Origin of the sequence: Micromonospora sp. NPDC020750 (assembly GCF_044334565.1) — a bacterium.
GTDB lineage: Bacteria > Actinomycetota > Actinomycetes > Mycobacteriales > Micromonosporaceae > Micromonospora.
In genome coordinates, this window is record NZ_JBIRTH010000015.1 from 57,440 (window position 1) to 73,525 (window position 16,086).

Genomic DNA, 16,086 nt, shown 5'->3' on the forward strand with positions numbered 1-16,086 from the left:
CGTGAGCCTACGCAGGGCGGGGGAGACGATGGTGGCGCAGGGTGCCGAACGGAGGACCGGGCAGGTCATCGTCGTCTGCTGCCTCGCCGTCGTGGTGACCCTGTTCCTGTCGATGGCGGCCGTGCGGCACGGCTTCTTCGACCTGAAGGTCTACTACGGCGCGCTGAACTTCTGGGTGCACGACGGCGGGGAGATCTACGACTTCCTCAAGCCCGGCACCCAGTACGGCTTCACCTACCCGCCGTTCGCCGCCCTGGCGATGCTGCCGATGGCGGTGCTGCCCTGGACGGCGGCGATCGTGGTGAGCGTGGCCGCGTCCGTGGTGGTCAGCGCCGTGCTGATCTGGTGGCTGGTGGACCCGATCGCCCGCCGCGCCGGCTGGACCCGCTGGTACGCCCTCGCCGTGGCGCTCCTGCTGGCCGCCGCGTTCGAGCCGATGCGCGAGACGGTCAACTTCGGCCAGGTCAACATGCTGCTGCTGTTCCTGGTCGCGGTGGACCTGCTGCGGTTGCTGCCGGCCGGCAACCGGTGGGCCGGGGTGGGCATCGGCCTGGCCACCGCGATCAAGCTGACTCCGGGGATCTTCATCGTCTACCTGCTGGTCACCGGGCGCTGGCGGGCCGCGCTGACCGCCGTCGGCGCCGCCGCCACGGCCAGCCTGGTCGCCGCCGCGCTCTTCCCCGACGCGTCCCGGGAGTTCTGGACCTCGGCGCTGTGGAACACCGGCCGGGTCGGCGAGTTGGCGTTCGTGTCCAACCAGTCGCTGCGCGGCGTGGTGGCGCGGCTGAACCCCGAGCACCCCAGCAGCCTGGCCTGGGCGGTGCTGGTGCTGGCCACCCTCGCGGTCTGGGCGTGGCGGTCCCGGGCCGCCGCGGCGGCCGGCGACGAGGCCACCGGCCTGGCGCTGACCGGCGCGGTGATGTGCCTGGTCAGCCCCGTCACCTGGGTGCACCACCTGGTCTGGCTGCTGCCGGGGCTGATCCTGCTGGTCGACAACGGCATGGCAGCCCCCGCCCGCAGCCGTAGGCGCCGCGTACTGCTGGCCGCCGCCGTGATCGGGTACGGCTTCCTGATCAGCCGGATCGTCTGGGCCTGGGAGAAGGACTTCACCGGCGTCGACGGCTTCCTCGGCAGCAACACCTACGTCTGGATCAGCCTGGCCCTGCTGCTGTTCCTGCCGGTCCGCAGGTGGGCCGCGCCGGTCGGGCTCGGGTCGGCCGGGGGGCCGTCGCCGGCCGGGTCAGCCGTCGAGGCGCCCGGCGTAGCGCAGCTCGACCAGATCGAGCGGGGGCGTTCCGCCGGCCAGCGGCACGCGGTAGGTCGTCCGCTCGCCGTCCGGTGACAGCCCGGCCCGCTCGTAGAAGCGGCGGGCCCGCCGATTGTCCCGGAGCACCCAGAGCCGGTACGCGCTCCAGCCCTGCCCGGCCAGCCGCTCCTTCGCCGCCGCCAGCAGCCGCCCGCTCGTCCCGTCCCCCCAGTGCGCCTTCTCGACGTACATGGTCAGCACCTCGCCGAGGGTGTGGTCCAGGTCGGCCCGGTCCTGGTTGTTCCGGTACGGTCCGAACGTGGTGAACCCGACGACCGCGCCGTCCCGCTCGGCCAGCAGGGTGGTGAACGGGTGCTCCGGGTCGGCCGTGCCGGTGTCCCGCCGCCGCTGCGCCCAGGCGGTCACGTTGAGCCGGTCCAGTACCTCGTCCGGCATGAACCCGACGTAGCCGTCCTGCCAGCCGTGCACGTGCACCCGGGCGACCGCCTCGGCGTCGTCCGGCTCCTCGGGGCGGATGATCAGCATGAGTCCGTTCTATGCCCCGGCGGGCGCGTCGTCCAGCGAGCCGCACCGGTGTCGTACACCTGGATTAGGGTGCCGACGATGGTCACACCGGAATCGCTCTCGCTCGCCCAGGCCCGGCGGGTGGCGCTGGCCGCCCAGGGCTTCACCGGCCCGGCCCCCGCCGGGGCGCTCACCCGACGGCACCTGCGCCGGGTGCTCGACCGGGTCGGGCTGATCCAGATGGACTCGGTCAACGTGCTGCAACGCGCGCACTACCTGCCGCTCTACAGCCGGCTCGGGCCGTATCCGACGGCGCTGCTCGACGCGGCGGCCTACCGCAGCCCCCGGGAGTTGTTCGAGTACTGGGGGCACGAGGCGTCGCTGGTCCCGGTCGAGCTGCACCCGGCGCTGCGCTGGCGGATGGCCCGGGCGCACGACGACGCCTGGGGCGGGATGCGCCGCATCGCCCGGGAGCAGCCGGGCCTGGTCGCCTGGGTGCGCGACGAGGTGGCCGCCCGGGGGCCGCTGACCGCCGCCGAGATCGAGCACGACGCCCCCCGGGAGACCGGCAACTGGGGGTGGAACTGGTCGGCCGTGAAGAAGGCCCTGGAGTTCCTGTTCTGGGCCGGCGAGGTGGCCGCCGCCGACCGCACCACGTCCTTCGCCCGCCGCTACGACCTGCCGGAGCGGGTGCTGCCCCCGGCCGTGCTGGCCGCGCCCACCCCGACCGACGCGGAGGCGTACCGGGCGCTGGTCGCGATCGCCGCCCGGTCGCTCGGGGTGGCCGCCGAGCCGGAGCTGCGCGACTATTTCCGCCTCCCGGTGGCCGGTGCCCGGCGGGCGATCGCCGAGCTGGCCGAGGCCGGCGAGTTGACCCCGGTGACGGTGCGCGGCTGGCGACACCCGGCCTGGCTGCACGCCACCGCCCGGCTGCCCCGTTGGGCGCGGGGCAACACGTTGGTCAGCCCGTTCGACCCGCTGGTCTGGGAGCGTGGCCGCACCGAGCGGCTGTTCGGCCTCAGCTACCGCATCGAGATCTACGTGCCGGCCCCGCAGCGGGTGTACGGCTACTACGTGCTGCCGTTCCTCCAGGGCGAGCGGTTCACCGCCCGGGTCGACCTGAAGGCCGACCGGAGGGCGCGCGTGCTGCTGGTCCCGGCCGCCTGGGCGGAGCCGGGCGTCGACCCGGGGGAGACGGCGATCGCCCTGGCCGCCGAGCTGTACCGGCTGGCCGGCTGGCTCGGGCTGGACGCGGTCGCCCCGCCGGTAGCCGGCGACCTCGCCGTCCCGCTGGCCGCCGCGCTGAGGAGCGGGCCCGGTGTACCGTGAGCGGCGTGACGAGCGTTGACGGCCCGGCCGCTCGGCCGGACGCCCAGGCCGGGGGCACACCCGCCCCACAGTCCGCGCCGGCCGGGACCCCGGTCGCATGGCCAACGGGCCAGCAGCCCGATGCCGCGTGGCCGGCGGATCAGCAGCCCGATGCCGCATGGCCAACGGGCCAACAGCCTGATGCCGCCTGGCCGCCGCCGGGGGCGTACCCGATGGCCGAGCCGGACCGGTTGACCCGCTTCGTCATGCGGGTCTACGACCGCTCGCCCCGCTGGGCGGTGCCCCTGGCCGCGCTCGGCTGCGTCGGCCTCGGCGTGGCGTACGCGCTGCTCAGCGACCCGACCCGGGCCGCGCCCGATGCCGCCCCGAGCTGCCTGCTGAAGCTCACCACCGGGCTGGACTGCCCGGGCTGCGGCGGCACCCGCGCGCTCTGGTACGTGTTGCACGGCGACGTGCCGGCCGCCGCCCGGCACCACTTCCTCTTCGTCTTCGCGCTGCCCTTCCTGACGTACCTCTTCGTGGTTTGGGCCGGGAAGCAGGCGTTCGGCTGGCGGCTGCCGGAGCCGCAGATCAGCTCGAAGCTGATCGGCGGGTTCCTGGCCCTCTGGCTGGTCTTCTCGGTGGCCCGTAACCTTCCCTGGGCCCCCTTCACCTCCCTCTACGTCTGACGCGCTCCCGGGCCGTCCCGGCGCGCTCCCGGCCTCGGTCGCAGCCTCGGTCGCGGCGGCGCATCGGATCGCTGCCGTTCGCGGACACCAGAACGTCGACGGCGGTGGAGTGCCTCCCGTGGTGCCTATGGAGCTGCCCCGTTTGTGCGCCCGGCCCGTTGCCCGTGTTTCACGTAGGTGTGTCCGCCCGCCTGCCCGGTGCGTGTGCCCCGCGCGTGCGCCGCCCCGCACCTAGCCTGAGCGCGACCGCCGGCCGGGGGAGGTGTCCCTATGGGTTTCGTCAAGCTGCGATCGGTGTCGTGGGACGGGGCAGGGCGGCCCCTGCCCACCCAGGCCGGTGGCGGCCCTGTCCCCGGCCCGGCGGGGCGTCTGCTCGCCAACGACGGTCCGTTGGCACTCAGTTCGGGTCCGTCCGGCCTGGGAGGGGGGAGCGAAGCTCGGTGCCCCGTCTGTGCGGGCAGCTCCATAGGCGCCGGACAGGGTCAGTCCGCGCTGGCCGGGCCCACCCCGCGCTCCAGCCCACCCCGCGCCCCAGCCCACCCCGCTGGCCCGCCCGGCCCGGCCGCCCACCCCGCTGGCCCAGCCCGGCCCACCCCGCTGGCCCAGCCCGGCCCACCCCGCTGGCCCAGCCCGGCCCACCCCGCTGGCCCAGCCCAGCCCACCCCGCTGGCCCAGCCCAGCCCGGCCCAGCCCGGCGGACCGACCGGGAGATCTTGGCCGGCAGGCCCGCGAGACTTTGGCCACCACGGCTGCCGGCGGGCCGGGGGAGATGCCCCAGGGCTCGCAGCTCGTGCCGAGGATCCGCAGGTGGCGGTGGAGGAACCCGACTTGGGCCGTCGCCGACCTGGCCACTACAGTCCCAGGAATGCCGGAGATGGTGCAGCCCCAGGTCAAGCTGATCGCGTGGACCCAGTTCCAGGCCCCGGACGACGTGCCGTGGTCGACCGACGCCGACGGCGGCCAGGCGCTCGCCGAGTTCGCCGGCCGGGCCTGCTACCAGAGCTGGAAGAAGCCGAACCCGGCCACCGCCACCAACGCCGGCTACCTGGCGCACATTCTTGAGGTCGGGCACCTGTCGGTGCTGGAGCACGGCTCGGTGAGTTTCTACTTCACCGGGGTGTCCCGCTCCTTCACCCACGAGCTGATCCGGCACCGGCACTTCTCGTACTCCCAGCTCTCCCAGCGGTACGTCCCGGAGCGGGACGCCGCCATGGTCGAGCCCCGGGCGATCGCCGAGGACCCGGAGCTGCACAAGCGGTTCGTCGAGGCCGCCGAGGCCAGCGTGCGGGCGTACACGGAACTGCTGGAGGGCCTCGAAGAGCGGTTCGCCGACGAGCCCAACCCGACGCTGCGCCGCAAGCAGGCCCGGCAGGCCGCTCGCGCGGTGCTGCCCAACGCCACCGAGACCCGGATCGTGGTCACCGGCAACTACCGGGCCTGGCGGCACTTCATCGCGATGCGGGCCACCGAGCAGGCCGACGTGGAGATCCGGGAGTTGGCGGTGGAGTGCCTGCGCCAGCTGCAGGGGGTCGCCCCGAGCGTCTTCGCCGACTTCGTCGTCACCACCCTGCCCGACGGCACGCAGGTCGCGGTCAGCCCGCACGGCGAGTGAGTCCTGAGCCCTTCCCCGCCGACCCTCCGGTGGTCGTCCGCTAGGTTGTGAACATGACGCACGACCACCCAGTTGCCGCCGAGCGGGCGGTGTCCCGCCCGTTCGGTCGACTGCTTACGGCCATGGTGACCCCGTTCACCGCCGACGGCTCTATCGACCTCGACGGCGCCGTACGGCTCGCGAACCACCTCGTCGACGAGCAGGGCAACGACGCGCTCGTGCTCAACGGCACCACCGGCGAGTCGCCCACCACCACCGACGTGGAGAAGGAACGTCTGATCCGGGCCGTGGCGGAGGCGATCGGCGACCGGGCCAGGGTGGTCGCCGGGGTCGGCACCAACGACACCCGGCACACCATCGAGCTGGCCCAGTCGGCGGAGCAGGCCGGCGCGCACGGCCTGCTCGTGGTGACCCCGTACTACAACAAGCCGCCGCAGAGCGGGCTGGTCCGGCACTTCACCGCGGTCGCGGACGCCACCGGACTGCCGATCATGCTCTACGACATCCCGCACCGCGCCGGGGTGCCGATCGCCACCGAGACCATCGTGCGCCTCGCCGAGCACGGCCGCATCGTCGCGGTCAAGGACGCCAAGAGCGACCTCACCGCCACCTCGTGGGTGACCAGCCGCACCGAACTGGCGTACTACAGCGGCGAGGACTCGCTCACCCTGCCCGCCCTGGCGGTCGGCTGCGTGGGCGTGGTCGGCACCTCGACCCACTTCACCGGCGTGTTGACGAAGCGGATGATCGAGGCGTACGACGCGGGCGACACCGGCACCGCGCTCGCGCTGCACCGGCGGCTGCTGCCCCTGTTCACCGGCATCTTCCGTACCCAGGGCACCATCCTGGTCAAGGCGGGCCTGGCAGCCAAGGGCCTGCCGGCCGGCCCCGTACGACCCCCGCTGGTGGACGCCACCGAGGACGAGATCGCCCAGCTGCGCAAGGACTGCGCGGCGGCGGGTCTGGAGCTCCCCTGATGAACGAACGACACGATGGACGCCGAGTGACGGCGTCGCAGAATGAGGTGGACGCGTGACCGAGGCGCACAACGAGGGGGAACTGCCCCCGCCGCTGCCGGAGGGTGGCCTGCGGATCATCCCGCTCGGCGGGCTCGGTGCTATCGGTCGGAACATGACCGTCTTCGAGTACGACGGCAAGCTGCTGATCGTCGACTGCGGGGTGCTCTTCCCCGACGTCGAGCAGCCGGGCGTGGACCTGATCCTGCCCGACTTCGGGCCGATCCTGGACCGGCTCGCCGACGTGCAGGCGATCGTGCTCACCCATGGCCACGAGGACCACATCGGCGCGGTGCCGTACCTGCTCGCCCACAAGCCTGACATTCCGCTCGTCGGCTCCCAGTTCACCCTCGCCCTGGTCGAGGCGAAGCTGGCCGAGCGGCGGATCCAGCCGTACACGCTGACCGTGCGGGAGGGCGGTCGGGAACGGCTCGGGCCGTTCGAGTGTGAGTTCTTCGCGGTCAACCACTCGATCCCGGACGCCCTCGCGGTGGCCATCCGCACCCCGGCCGGCCTGGTGCTGCACACCGGCGACTTCAAGATGGACCAGCTCCCGCTGGACGGCCGGATCACCGACCTGGCCGGCTTCGCCCGGCTCGGCGCCGAGGGCGTCGACCTGCTGCTGTCGGACTCCACCAACGCGGAGATCCCCGGCTTCGTCACCCCTGAGCGGGAGATCGGGCCGGTGCTCGACTCGATCTTCGCGAAGGCGAAGGGGCGGATCATCGTCGCCTCGTTCGCCTCGCACGTGCACCGGGTGCAGCAGGTCTTCGACTCGGCCGCCGAACACGGCCGCAAGGTCGCGCTGATCGGCCGCTCGATGGTCCGCAACATGGGCATCGCCCGGGACCTCGGCCTGCTCAACATCCCGGCGGGCCTCGTGGTCGGCATCGAGGAGGCGACCACGCTGCCGCCCGAGCAGCTTCTGCTGATGTCCACCGGCTCGCAGGGCGAGCCGATGAGCGCGCTGGGCCGGATGGCGAGTGGCGACCACCGGCACATCACCATCGCCCCCGGCGACACGGTGGTGCTGGCGTCCTCGCTGGTGCCCGGCAACGAGACCTCGGTGTACCGGGTGATCAACCGGCTGGCCCGGGCCGGCGCGGTGGTGGTGCACAAGGACGTGGCGAAGGTGCACGTCTCCGGCCACGCCCCCGCCGGGGAGCTGCTCTACCTGCTCAACGTGGTCCGCCCGAGCAACCTGATGCCGGTGCACGGCGAGTGGCGGCACCTGCGGGCGCACGCCCGGCTCGGCATCGAGTCCGGGGTCGCCCCGGACCGGGTGGTGCTCTGCGAGGACGGCGACGTCGTCGACCTGGTCGAGGGCCGCGCCACCCTGGTCGGCCACGTGAAGAGCCGGTACGTCTACGTCGACGGCCTGGCCGTCGGCGACGTCAGCGAGTCCCTGCTCACCGAGCGGCGCATCCTCGGCGACGGCGGCTTCATCGCCACCACCGTGGTGGTCGACTCGGTCACCGGCAAGGTGGTGGCCGGCCCGACCCTCTCGGCGAAGGGCTTCTCCGAGGACCCGGAGGCGTTCAACCCGGTTATTCCGCTGGTCACCGAGGCGCTGAACCGGGCCGCGGCGGACGGCATCACCGACCCGCACCAGCTCCAGCAGATCGTCCGGCGCACCGTCGGGCGCTGGGTCAACGACAAGTACCGGCGTCGGCCGATGATCGTCCCGACGGTCGTCGAGGTCTGACGGCCCACACCTCACCGCGCGTCCCGACGCCGGCCCGCCCCTCGGGGCAGGCCGGCGTCGGGACGTTGGCCCCTGGGTCAGGGGAGCGCGGCGACCGCCTCCGCGTACGTGACGCCGGTGGCGACAGCCGCGGTGACCAGCACGTCGAGTTGCGCCGGGGCCACCCCGTGGGCCAGGTCGGTGGTGACGTCGCCGGCCAGCACCAGCTCCCCGCCGTCGTCGTGCGCGTACGCCTTGGGCAGCAGCCGGTCGTGGTTCCAGGCGTTGCAGAACGCGTACGCCTCGGCGCGCCGGTCCGCCGGTAGGCGTCGGGTGGCCAGCACCCGTACGTGCAGGATCTCGCCCCGCTCCCCGGCCTGCCGGAACTCGATCACCGCCGGGTCCCACCGCCCGACCACGGCCCCGCCGGTCCGCATCGTCCAGGCGTCTCCGCGTCGGTCCAGGGCGGCCGTGACCAGGGCGACGGTCAGCGCCCCCGGCTCGTCCTCGGCCAGCCCGTCGGGTCCACCGCCGTCCGTGCCGTCGCCGTTCGTGCCGTCGCCGCCGGTGCCGTCGCCGGCCCACTCCTCGCCGTCCACCTCGTCGGCGGGCAGCGGGACCGGGTCGGCGACCGGCCGTTCGGCCAGTCGGGCGGCGATCCGGCCGGACTGGTGACCCGTGCCGTTGCGGGCGTCGAAGCTGCCCGCGAGCCCGGTCGCCAGCTCGGCCAGCAGCCCGCCGAGCCGGGCCACGTCGACGTCCCCGCCCGCCCGACCGGCGGGGCGCGGTTCGGGAATCCGCCGGTCGCCCCGCCCGGCCTCGGTCGCGAGGGCGCACAGCAGCGCGCCGGCGGCGGCGAACTCCATCGTCGCCATGTCGTCGGTCGGATGGCCCAGCCGGGGCACCTGCTCGGCGAGGATGTCCAGGCCCCGGTCCAGGTGCCCGCCCAACGCGCAGAACCGCAGGTGCGCGGCGAGGTACGGGAAGGCCGCCCGTTCCCGCCGGTGCCGCCGGTACGCCTCGACGTGCGCCCGGGCGGCCCGCTCCGGCTCACCAACGCGCAGCAGCGGCAGCAGCGCCCCGGCCAGCGCCCGCTCGGGCTGGTCGGTGCAGTACGCCGAGCCCCGCGCCGGCTCGTCGAACAGCGGGCGCAGCTCGGTCAGGGCCGCCGCCCAGTCGCCCCAGCCGGTGAGCAGTTCGGCTCGGCGGGACGGGGCGCAGCCCGGACAGCCGGCGGCCGGGTCGACGGGGGCGGTGCGCCAGCGGTCGTACCAGCGGCGGGCCGCCGGCTCGTCGCCGAGGTGGTCGGCGAGCCGGCAGCGCAGCTCGGCCACCAGGTCGCCCGGCGTGTCGTCCGCGTCGCCCGGCCCGCCGGGGCGGCGGGCGAGGTCGTCCAGCTCGGCCCGGGCCTGGTCCAGCCCGATGCGGGGGGTGGCGAACACCGCCTCCACCGCGAAACGCTGGTAGCGGCGCAGCTCGACGCCCCGCTCGCCGGCCGGCCCGGGCACCCGGTCGAGGAGCTCCCGGCAGCGCCGGACCGGCTCGAACAGCCGCCACCGCTCACCCTGCCGCAGATACGCGTCGATCAGCGCGAACCGGGCGTCCAGGCCGGTGCGCAGGTCGCCGGCCGCCTCGGCGGCGGCGGCGACCCGTTCCAGCTCGGCGGCGCGCGGCTCGGAGTCGGGCAGGTCCCGTGCGGCGGCCAGCGCCTCGGCCGGGCTTCGGTCGCCGCCCGCCGGCCCCCGGGACCGGCTCTCCCCGCGGCCCCCGGGCCGGCCGTCCCACGGGCGCGGCTGCCCGGCCGTCCCGGTCACTGCCGTGCCCCGCTTGCCAACTGCCCGACGGCGGCGGCGAGCTGGCAGCCGGTCGAGATGCCGCAGTCGAGCAACTGGTCGAGCTGGTGCGGGGTCACCCCGCGTTCCAGGTCGGTGATCACCTCGCCGCAGACCAGGGCGCGCCCGTCGTCGTCGACGTGCACGAAGGCCTTGGGCCAGTAGCGGTCGTGGTTCCAGGAGTTGCAGAAGGCGTGCAGGGTCGGCACGTACTCGATGGGGAAGGTCGGCCCGGCGACGGTGCGCACCTGGAGGATCTCACCGGCGGCGCCCATCCGCAGGAACCAGATGAGGCTGTCGTCCCAGCGGCCGAGCAGCCGGCCCTGCGGGTCCACCGAGACCGCGTACCCCCGGGCGTGCAGCACGGCGGCGATCAGCTCGCCGGTCAACGGGCGCAGCGTTCGGCCAGGCCCGGCCAGGGGGCCGTCCGGGCCGTCCTCGAAATCCGGCGACGCCATCAGGGCATCCCTTCTGAGGCGAATAACACAACAGGCGACGCCGTCAGTGCTGCGACGCGCGGACACGACCCGGAAAAGCGGCGATCCGCCGGGTCCCGCCGTTACGGTGACTCTATGGCGGGCCGTACCTCTCAGGCGAGCCGGCGACGCGGCGCGTCGCCGCGTGGCACCACGAACAGTCGTGCCCGTCAGCCGGCGAAGAAGACCACCAAGGCGGCGCCCCGGCGGCGCACCGCCGCAGCGCGGCCCGGCCCGGCGCACCATGTGGGCCGCGCGGTCGGCACGGTGTGGATGGGGCTGGCGCACGGCGTCGGCTGGGCGGTGCGGGCTGCCGGCCGGCAGGCCGCCTCGGCCCGCGACCTCGACCCGGAGCACCGCCGCGACGGCGGCGGCCTGCTGCTGCTCGGCCTCGCCCTGCTCAGCGCGGTGGCCATCTGGTTCTCCGGGGCCGGCCCGCTGGGCGCCCGGCTCGCGGACACGGTCCGGCTCTTCCTCGGGGCGATCTCGGTCGTCGTGCCCGTGCTGCTGTCGATCGGCGCGTGGCGACTGATGCGCACGCCGGCCGACCCGGAGCACCGTGGCCGGGGCCTGGTCGGCTGGGGGTCCATGCTGGTCGCCACGGCGGCGATGCTGCACATCGGACAGAACCCGGTGGACTCGGTCCAGCGCGACTACGCCGGCGGCCTGATCGGCGCGGGCGTCGGCGACCTGCTGGAGAGCGCCGTGACGGCCTGGGTGGCCGTGCCGCTGCTGCTCCTGCTGCTGGTCTTCGGCCTGCTGGTGGTCACGGCCACCCCGATCAACAAGATCCCGGAGCGGCTCGGGATGCTCGCCGGGGCGGTGGCCGGAACGCCGCCGGCCGTCGAGGAGGTCGAGGTCGAGGTGGTGGAGGTGGTCGAGAAGAAGCCGGCCCGCCGCCGCCCGGCCAAGCGCGCCGCGCCGCCGCTGCCCGACCCGGACGACTTCGAGGAGGGGTACGAGGGGGTCGACCTCCAGGAGACGGTGGTGCTGCCCCGCAAGCCCCCGGCGAAGGTGCCCGCCACCCGCAAGCCGGTCGAGCCGCCGGAGCACTCGCCCGCGCCCACCCGGGCCGAGCAGCTCGCGCTCAGCGGCCTGTCCGGCGACTACACGCTGCCGCCGGCCAACATCCTGAGCGGCGGCGCGGCGCCGAAGACCCGGAGCAAGGCCAACGACGAGATCATCGCGGCGCTGACCGGCGTGTTCGACCAGTTCGGGGTGGACGCCGAGGTCACCGGCTTCACCCGGGGCCCGACGGTCACCCGGTACGAGGTCGAGCTGGGGCCGGGCGTCAAGGTCGAGCGGATCACCCAGCTCTCCCGCAACATCGCGTACGCGGTGAAGTCGCCGGACGTACGGATCCTCAGCCCGATCCCGGGCAAGAGCGCGGTCGGCGTGGAGATCCCGAACACCGACCCGGAGAACGTGGCCCTCGGGGACGTGCTGCGCTCCCGGGTGGCCACCAGCGACCACCACCCGATGGTGGTCGCCCTCGGCAAGGACATCGAGGGCGGCTTCGTGGTGGCCAACCTCGCGAAGATGCCCCATATTCTGATCGCGGGCGCCACCGGGGCCGGGAAATCGTCCTGCCTCAACACCCTGCTGGTGTCCATCCTCACCCGGGCGACTCCGGACGAGGTGCGGCTGTTGCTGATCGACCCGAAGCGGGTCGAGATGACCGGCTACGAGGGCATCCCGCATCTGGTCACCCCGATCGTGACCAACGCGAAGAAGGCGGCCGACTCGCTGGACTGGGTCGTCCGCGAGATGGACATGCGCTACGACGACCTCGCCGCGAACGGGGTCCGGCACATCGACGACTTCAACCGCAAGGTGCGCAGTGGGGAGATCACAGCCCCGCCGGGCAGCGAGCGGGAGATGCGGCCGTACCCGTACCTGCTGGTGATCGTCGACGAGCTGGCGGACCTGATGATGGTCGCCCCCCGCGACGTGGAGGACTCGGTCGTCCGGATCACCCAGCTCGCCCGCGCGGCCGGCATCCACCTGGTGCTGGCCACCCAGCGCCCCTCGGTCGACGTGGTCACCGGCCTGATCAAGGCCAACGTGCCGTCCCGGCTGGCGTTCGCCACCTCGTCGCTGGCCGACTCGCGGGTCATCCTGGACCAGCCGGGCGCGGAGAAGCTGCTCGGCCGGGGCGACGGGCTGTTCCTGCCGATGGGCGCGTCGAAGCCGGTCCGGATCCAGGGCGCCTGGGTCACCGAGCGCGAGATCGCCGACGTGGTGAAGTTCTGCAAGGACCAGCGCGAGCCGGAGTTCCGCCCGGACGTGCTGGCCCCGGCGCAGGACACCAGGAAGAAGGTCGACGAGGAGATCGGCGACGACCTCGACCTGCTGGTGCAGGCGGTCGAGCTGGTGGTCACCTCGCAGTTCGGCTCGACCTCGATGCTCCAGCGCAAGCTGCGGGTCGGCTTCGCCAAGGCGGGCCGGCTGATGGACCTGATGGAGACCCGGGGCGTGGTCGGCCCGTCGGAGGGTTCCAAGGCCCGCGACGTGCTGGTCAAGCCGGACGAGCTCGATGAGGTCCTGGCCGGCCTGGGTGGCGCGGGGGACTGACCGCCGACGGGGCGGGGGCCCCACGGTGTCAGTGGAAGACCTTCAGGCCGACCACCCCGGCCACCACCAGCAGCAGGCAGAGGATCCGGGGCAGGCTGGTCGACTCGCCCAGCGCCAGCATCCCGACCAGCGCGGTGCCGACCGCGCCGATGCCGACCCAGATGACGTAGCCGGTGCCGACCGGGATCTCACGCAGCGCGTACGCCAGCCCCAGCATGCTGAGCACCAGCGTGACGACGAAGACGAGCGAGGGGAGGGGGCGGCTGAAACCGACGCTGCGGTCCAGCGAGATCGCCCACGCGGTCTCCAGGAGTCCGGAGACCACCAACACGATCCAGGCCATGTGACATCACCTCTGCGGGGGCCCGGACCGCCGGGGACCGGGACGAGTGGGCACAACTCGCGGGCGTCTTTGCCTCACCGGGTACGCCCACCCTCGTCCGGAACGGCCGTTGTCGTGCCTCGGCCACCGCCCCCGACGCTAGCACCATGCCCCGCCCACCCCGCCGATTGACATGAAGTTGAGTTCAAGTACCAGTATTGCCGGTATGACTCTGCTCGTCTCCGACCTGGAGGTCGCCGCCGTCCTCGACGCGTCCACCACCGTGGCCGCGATGCGGGACGCCCTGCTCGCCGCCCACGCCGGCCGGTTGGTCGCGCCGCCCCGGGCGTCCGCCCCGCTGAGCGGCGGCCGGATGGTCCTCACCGCCGGGCAGCTCACCGACGAGTGGTACGGCTACCGCACGTACGACACGTTCGGCCACCCGCAGGGCGAGCAGCTCGTCGTGCTGCACGACAGGCGGACCGGGGCGGTGCGGGCGATCGCCGTCGGCGAGGAGTTGGGCTCCCGGCGCACCGGAGGGCTGGGCGGGGTGGCGGTCGACGCGCTGGCCCGGCCGGACGCGGCCACCCTCGGCGTGATCGGCTCGGGCGGGCAGGCGTGGACCCAGGTCTGGGCCACCGCCGCCGTGCGCCCGCTGCGCGAGGTGACCGTGCACAGCCGCTCGGCGGCCCGCCGGGAGGCGTTCGCCGCCCGGGTCCGCGCCGAGCTGGGCGTCCCGGCCCGCGCCGTGGCCACGGCTCAGGCCGCCGTGACCGGCCGGGACGTGGTGGTGATCGCCACCACCAGCCCCACGCCGGTGCTGGACGCCACCGACCTCGCCCCGGGGGCACACGTCAACGCGGTCGGCTTCAAGCAGCGCGGCCGGGCCGAGTTCGGCACCGATCTGCTGGACGCCGCCGACGTCCTGGTCACGGACTCGCCGGCCCAGGCGATGGCGTACGACCCGCCGATGCTCGCCGCGCTGCCCCCGTACGCGGGGCGGCTGGCCGACCTGGGCGCGGTGCTGGCCGGGGCGGTCCCGGGGCGGACCGGCGCGGACCAGGTGTCGGTGTTCTGCTCCACCGGCCTGGCCGGCACGGAGGTCTTCCTGCTCGACCGCCTGGTCCAGGTCGGGGCGGCCCGGCTCTGACAGCAGCCCGGCACCCGACCCCCGGCTGTCGGCGCGGAGGGTGACGACCGCCGTTGCCAGGCGGCCTCCGCGCGCCCGGTACCCTCGGATGGTGTCTGCCACCTCCCCTTCCGACAACTCCAGCTCGGCGCGAGTGGCGCCGCGCCGCGACCTGGAGCCGTCGTCCGACGCCACCGGCCGCCGCGTTGCCCTGCTGACGCTGGGCTGCGCCCGTAACGAGGTCGACTCGGAGGAGTTGGCCGCCCGGCTGCACGCCGACGGCTGGCAGGTGACCACCGACGGCGAGGGTGCCGACGTGGTGGTCGTCAACACCTGCGGCTTCGTGGAGAAGGCCAAGCAGGACTCGATCCAGACGCTGCTGGCCGCCGCCGACACCGGCGCGAAGGTGGTCGCCGCCGGCTGCATGGCCGAGCGGTACGGCCGGGAGTTGGCCAACAGCCTGCCCGAGGCGCAGGCGGTGCTGAGCTTCGACGACTACCCGGACATCGCCGCCCGGCTCGACGCGGTCGTGGCCGGCGAGGCGATCGACGCGCACACCCCGCGCGACCGGCGGGAGCTGCTGCCGCTGACCCCGGTCGCCCGGCGCGACAGCGCGGTCTCGCTGCCCGGCCACGGCACCTCGCGGGCGGCCGTGCAGACCGACGAGCACACCCCGGCCCACCTGCGCCAGGTGCTGCGGCACCGGCTCGACACCGGCCCGGTGGCGTCGCTGAAGCTGGCCAGCGGCTGCGACCGGCGCTGCGCGTTCTGCGCCATCCCGGCCTTCCGGGGGGCCTTCGTCTCGCGTACGCCCGACGAGCTGCTCGCCGAGGCGGAGTGGCTGGCCCGCAGCGGCGTCCGGGAGCTGGTGCTGGTCAGCGAGAACTCGACGTCGTACGGCAAGGACCTGGGCGACCCCCGGGCGCTGGAGAAGTTGCTGCCGCAGCTCGCCGCCGTGTCCGGCATCGTCCGGGTCCGGGTGAGCTACCTCCAGCCCGCCGAGACCCGGCCCGGGCTGGTCGAGGCGATCGCCGGCACGCCGGGCGTCGCGCCCTACTTCGACCTGTCGTTCCAGCACTCCAGCGAGCCGGTGCTGCGCCGGATGCGCCGTTTCGGCTCCACCGACCGGTTCCTGGAGCTGCTGGCCTCCGCCCGCGCCCTGGCCCCGCAGGCCGGTGCGCGGAGCAACTTCATCGTCGGCTTCCCCGGCGAGACCCGCGCCGACATCGCCGAGCTGGTCCGCTTCTTCACCGAGGCCCGGCTCGACGCGATCGGCATGTTCGACTACAGCGACGAGGACGGCACCGAGGCCGCCGGCCTGCCCGGCAAGGTCTCCGCCGCCACCATCAAGCGCCGGTACGACAGGCTCAGCGCGCTCGCCGACGAACTGTGCTCACAGCGCGCCGAGGAGCGGCTCGGCTCCACGGTCGAGGTGCTGGTCGACTCGGTCGACGACGGCGTGGTCGAGGGCCGGGCGGCGCACCAGGCCCCCGAGGTCGACGGCTCGACCACCCTGGTCGCCCCGGCCGAGGGCGGTGTGGACCTGGCAGCGCTGCGTCCCGGCGACCTGGTGCGGGCGACGGTCACCGCCACGGAAGGGGTGGACCTGGTCGCGGTCCCGGATGAGATGATCTCGGCGGCGCCCGGCGCGGCACGGTGACGGCGGGCCCTGA

General features: G+C 74.2%; 13 protein-coding genes and 1 riboswitch. Of the genes, 9 read left to right on the plus strand and 4 right to left on the minus strand.

The genetic code is table 11. The features are described from left to right. The first annotated feature begins 31 nt into the window (after positions 1–31). Positions 32–1,342 (plus strand): glycosyltransferase 87 family protein, encoded by a 1,311-nt coding sequence (locus ACH4T9_RS30340; RefSeq protein WP_396674777.1) that lies wholly within the window; start codon positions 32–34, stop codon positions 1,340–1,342. On the opposite strand, the gene ACH4T9_RS30345 is transcribed toward ACH4T9_RS30340, so the two are convergent. Further along, complete coding sequence (locus ACH4T9_RS30345) at positions 1,241–1,792, minus strand: GNAT family N-acetyltransferase (RefSeq protein WP_396674746.1); 552 nt, start codon at positions 1,790–1,792, stop codon at positions 1,241–1,243. The genes ACH4T9_RS30340 and ACH4T9_RS30345 overlap by 102 nt on opposite strands. Positions 1,793–1,870: 78 nt before the next feature. On the opposite strand from ACH4T9_RS30345, the gene ACH4T9_RS30350 reads away from it, so the two are divergent. The 5 genes from ACH4T9_RS30350 to ACH4T9_RS30370 all read left to right on the plus strand — a co-directional run bounded on the left by ACH4T9_RS30350 (position 1,871) and on the right by ACH4T9_RS30370 (position 8,101). Next, positions 1,871–3,100, plus strand: coding sequence for a winged helix-turn-helix domain-containing protein (locus ACH4T9_RS30350; RefSeq protein WP_396674748.1), 1,230 nt, complete (start codon positions 1,871–1,873; stop codon positions 3,098–3,100). Beyond that, positions 3,097–3,768, plus strand: coding sequence for a DUF2752 domain-containing protein (locus ACH4T9_RS30355; RefSeq protein ID WP_396674749.1), 672 nt, complete (start codon positions 3,097–3,099; stop codon positions 3,766–3,768). Before ACH4T9_RS30350 ends, ACH4T9_RS30355 begins: the two co-directional genes overlap by 4 nt. A gap of 874 nt (positions 3,769–4,642) precedes the next feature. Next, the gene (gene thyX / locus ACH4T9_RS30360) at positions 4,643–5,380 is read left to right on the plus strand and encodes an FAD-dependent thymidylate synthase (RefSeq protein WP_396674778.1); all 738 of its coding nucleotides are present in this window, start codon (positions 4,643–4,645) and stop codon (positions 5,378–5,380) included. A 53-nt stretch (positions 5,381–5,433) separates the two neighbouring features. Beyond that, on the plus strand, positions 5,434–6,357 hold the full coding sequence (gene dapA / locus ACH4T9_RS30365) for a 4-hydroxy-tetrahydrodipicolinate synthase (RefSeq protein WP_396674750.1): 924 nt from the start codon (positions 5,434–5,436) through the stop codon (positions 6,355–6,357). Positions 6,358–6,412: 55 nt separating this feature from the next. Continuing rightward, complete coding sequence (locus tag ACH4T9_RS30370; RefSeq protein ID WP_387016367.1) at positions 6,413–8,101, plus strand: ribonuclease J; 1,689 nt, start codon at positions 6,413–6,415, stop codon at positions 8,099–8,101. A gap of 77 nt (positions 8,102–8,178) precedes the next feature. On the opposite strand, the gene ACH4T9_RS30375 is transcribed toward ACH4T9_RS30370, so the two are convergent. Together ACH4T9_RS30375 and ACH4T9_RS30380 are read right to left on the minus strand one after the other, a co-directional pair. Continuing rightward, positions 8,179–9,894, minus strand: a complete 1,716-nt coding sequence (locus ACH4T9_RS30375) for a YbjN domain-containing protein (RefSeq protein WP_396674752.1) — start codon at positions 9,892–9,894, stop codon at positions 8,179–8,181. Next, a complete protein-coding gene (locus ACH4T9_RS30380) occupies positions 9,891–10,370 on the minus strand; it encodes a YbjN domain-containing protein (protein ID WP_396674753.1) in 480 nt (159 codons plus the stop codon). The genes ACH4T9_RS30375 and ACH4T9_RS30380 overlap by 4 nt, the downstream gene beginning before the upstream one ends. A 114-nt stretch (positions 10,371–10,484) precedes the next feature. On the opposite strand from ACH4T9_RS30380, the gene ACH4T9_RS30385 reads away from it, so the two are divergent. Beyond that, the gene (locus ACH4T9_RS30385; protein WP_396674755.1) at positions 10,485–12,962 is read left to right on the plus strand and encodes a DNA translocase FtsK 4TM domain-containing protein; all 2,478 of its coding nucleotides are present in this window, start codon (positions 10,485–10,487) and stop codon (positions 12,960–12,962) included. A gap of 28 nt (positions 12,963–12,990) precedes the next feature. On the opposite strand, the gene ACH4T9_RS30390 is transcribed toward ACH4T9_RS30385, so the two are convergent. Further along, on the minus strand, positions 12,991–13,305 hold the full coding sequence (locus tag ACH4T9_RS30390) for a DMT family transporter (RefSeq protein ID WP_387016360.1): 315 nt from the start codon (positions 13,303–13,305) through the stop codon (positions 12,991–12,993). A 57-nt stretch (positions 13,306–13,362) separates the two neighbouring features. Further along, positions 13,363–13,435, minus strand: a riboswitch (guanidine-III (ykkC-III) riboswitch). 75 nt (positions 13,436–13,510) lie between these two features. Here ACH4T9_RS30390 and ACH4T9_RS30395 point away from each other — a divergent pair. Together ACH4T9_RS30395 and rimO are read left to right on the plus strand one after the other, a co-directional pair. Next, a complete protein-coding gene (locus ACH4T9_RS30395; RefSeq protein WP_396674756.1) occupies positions 13,511–14,434 on the plus strand; it encodes an ornithine cyclodeaminase family protein in 924 nt (307 codons plus the stop codon). 88 nt (positions 14,435–14,522) lie between these two features. After that, positions 14,523–16,073, plus strand: a complete 1,551-nt coding sequence (rimO, locus tag ACH4T9_RS30400) for a 30S ribosomal protein S12 methylthiotransferase RimO (RefSeq protein WP_396674758.1) — start codon at positions 14,523–14,525, stop codon at positions 16,071–16,073. The last annotated feature ends 13 nt before the right edge of the window (positions 16,074–16,086 follow it).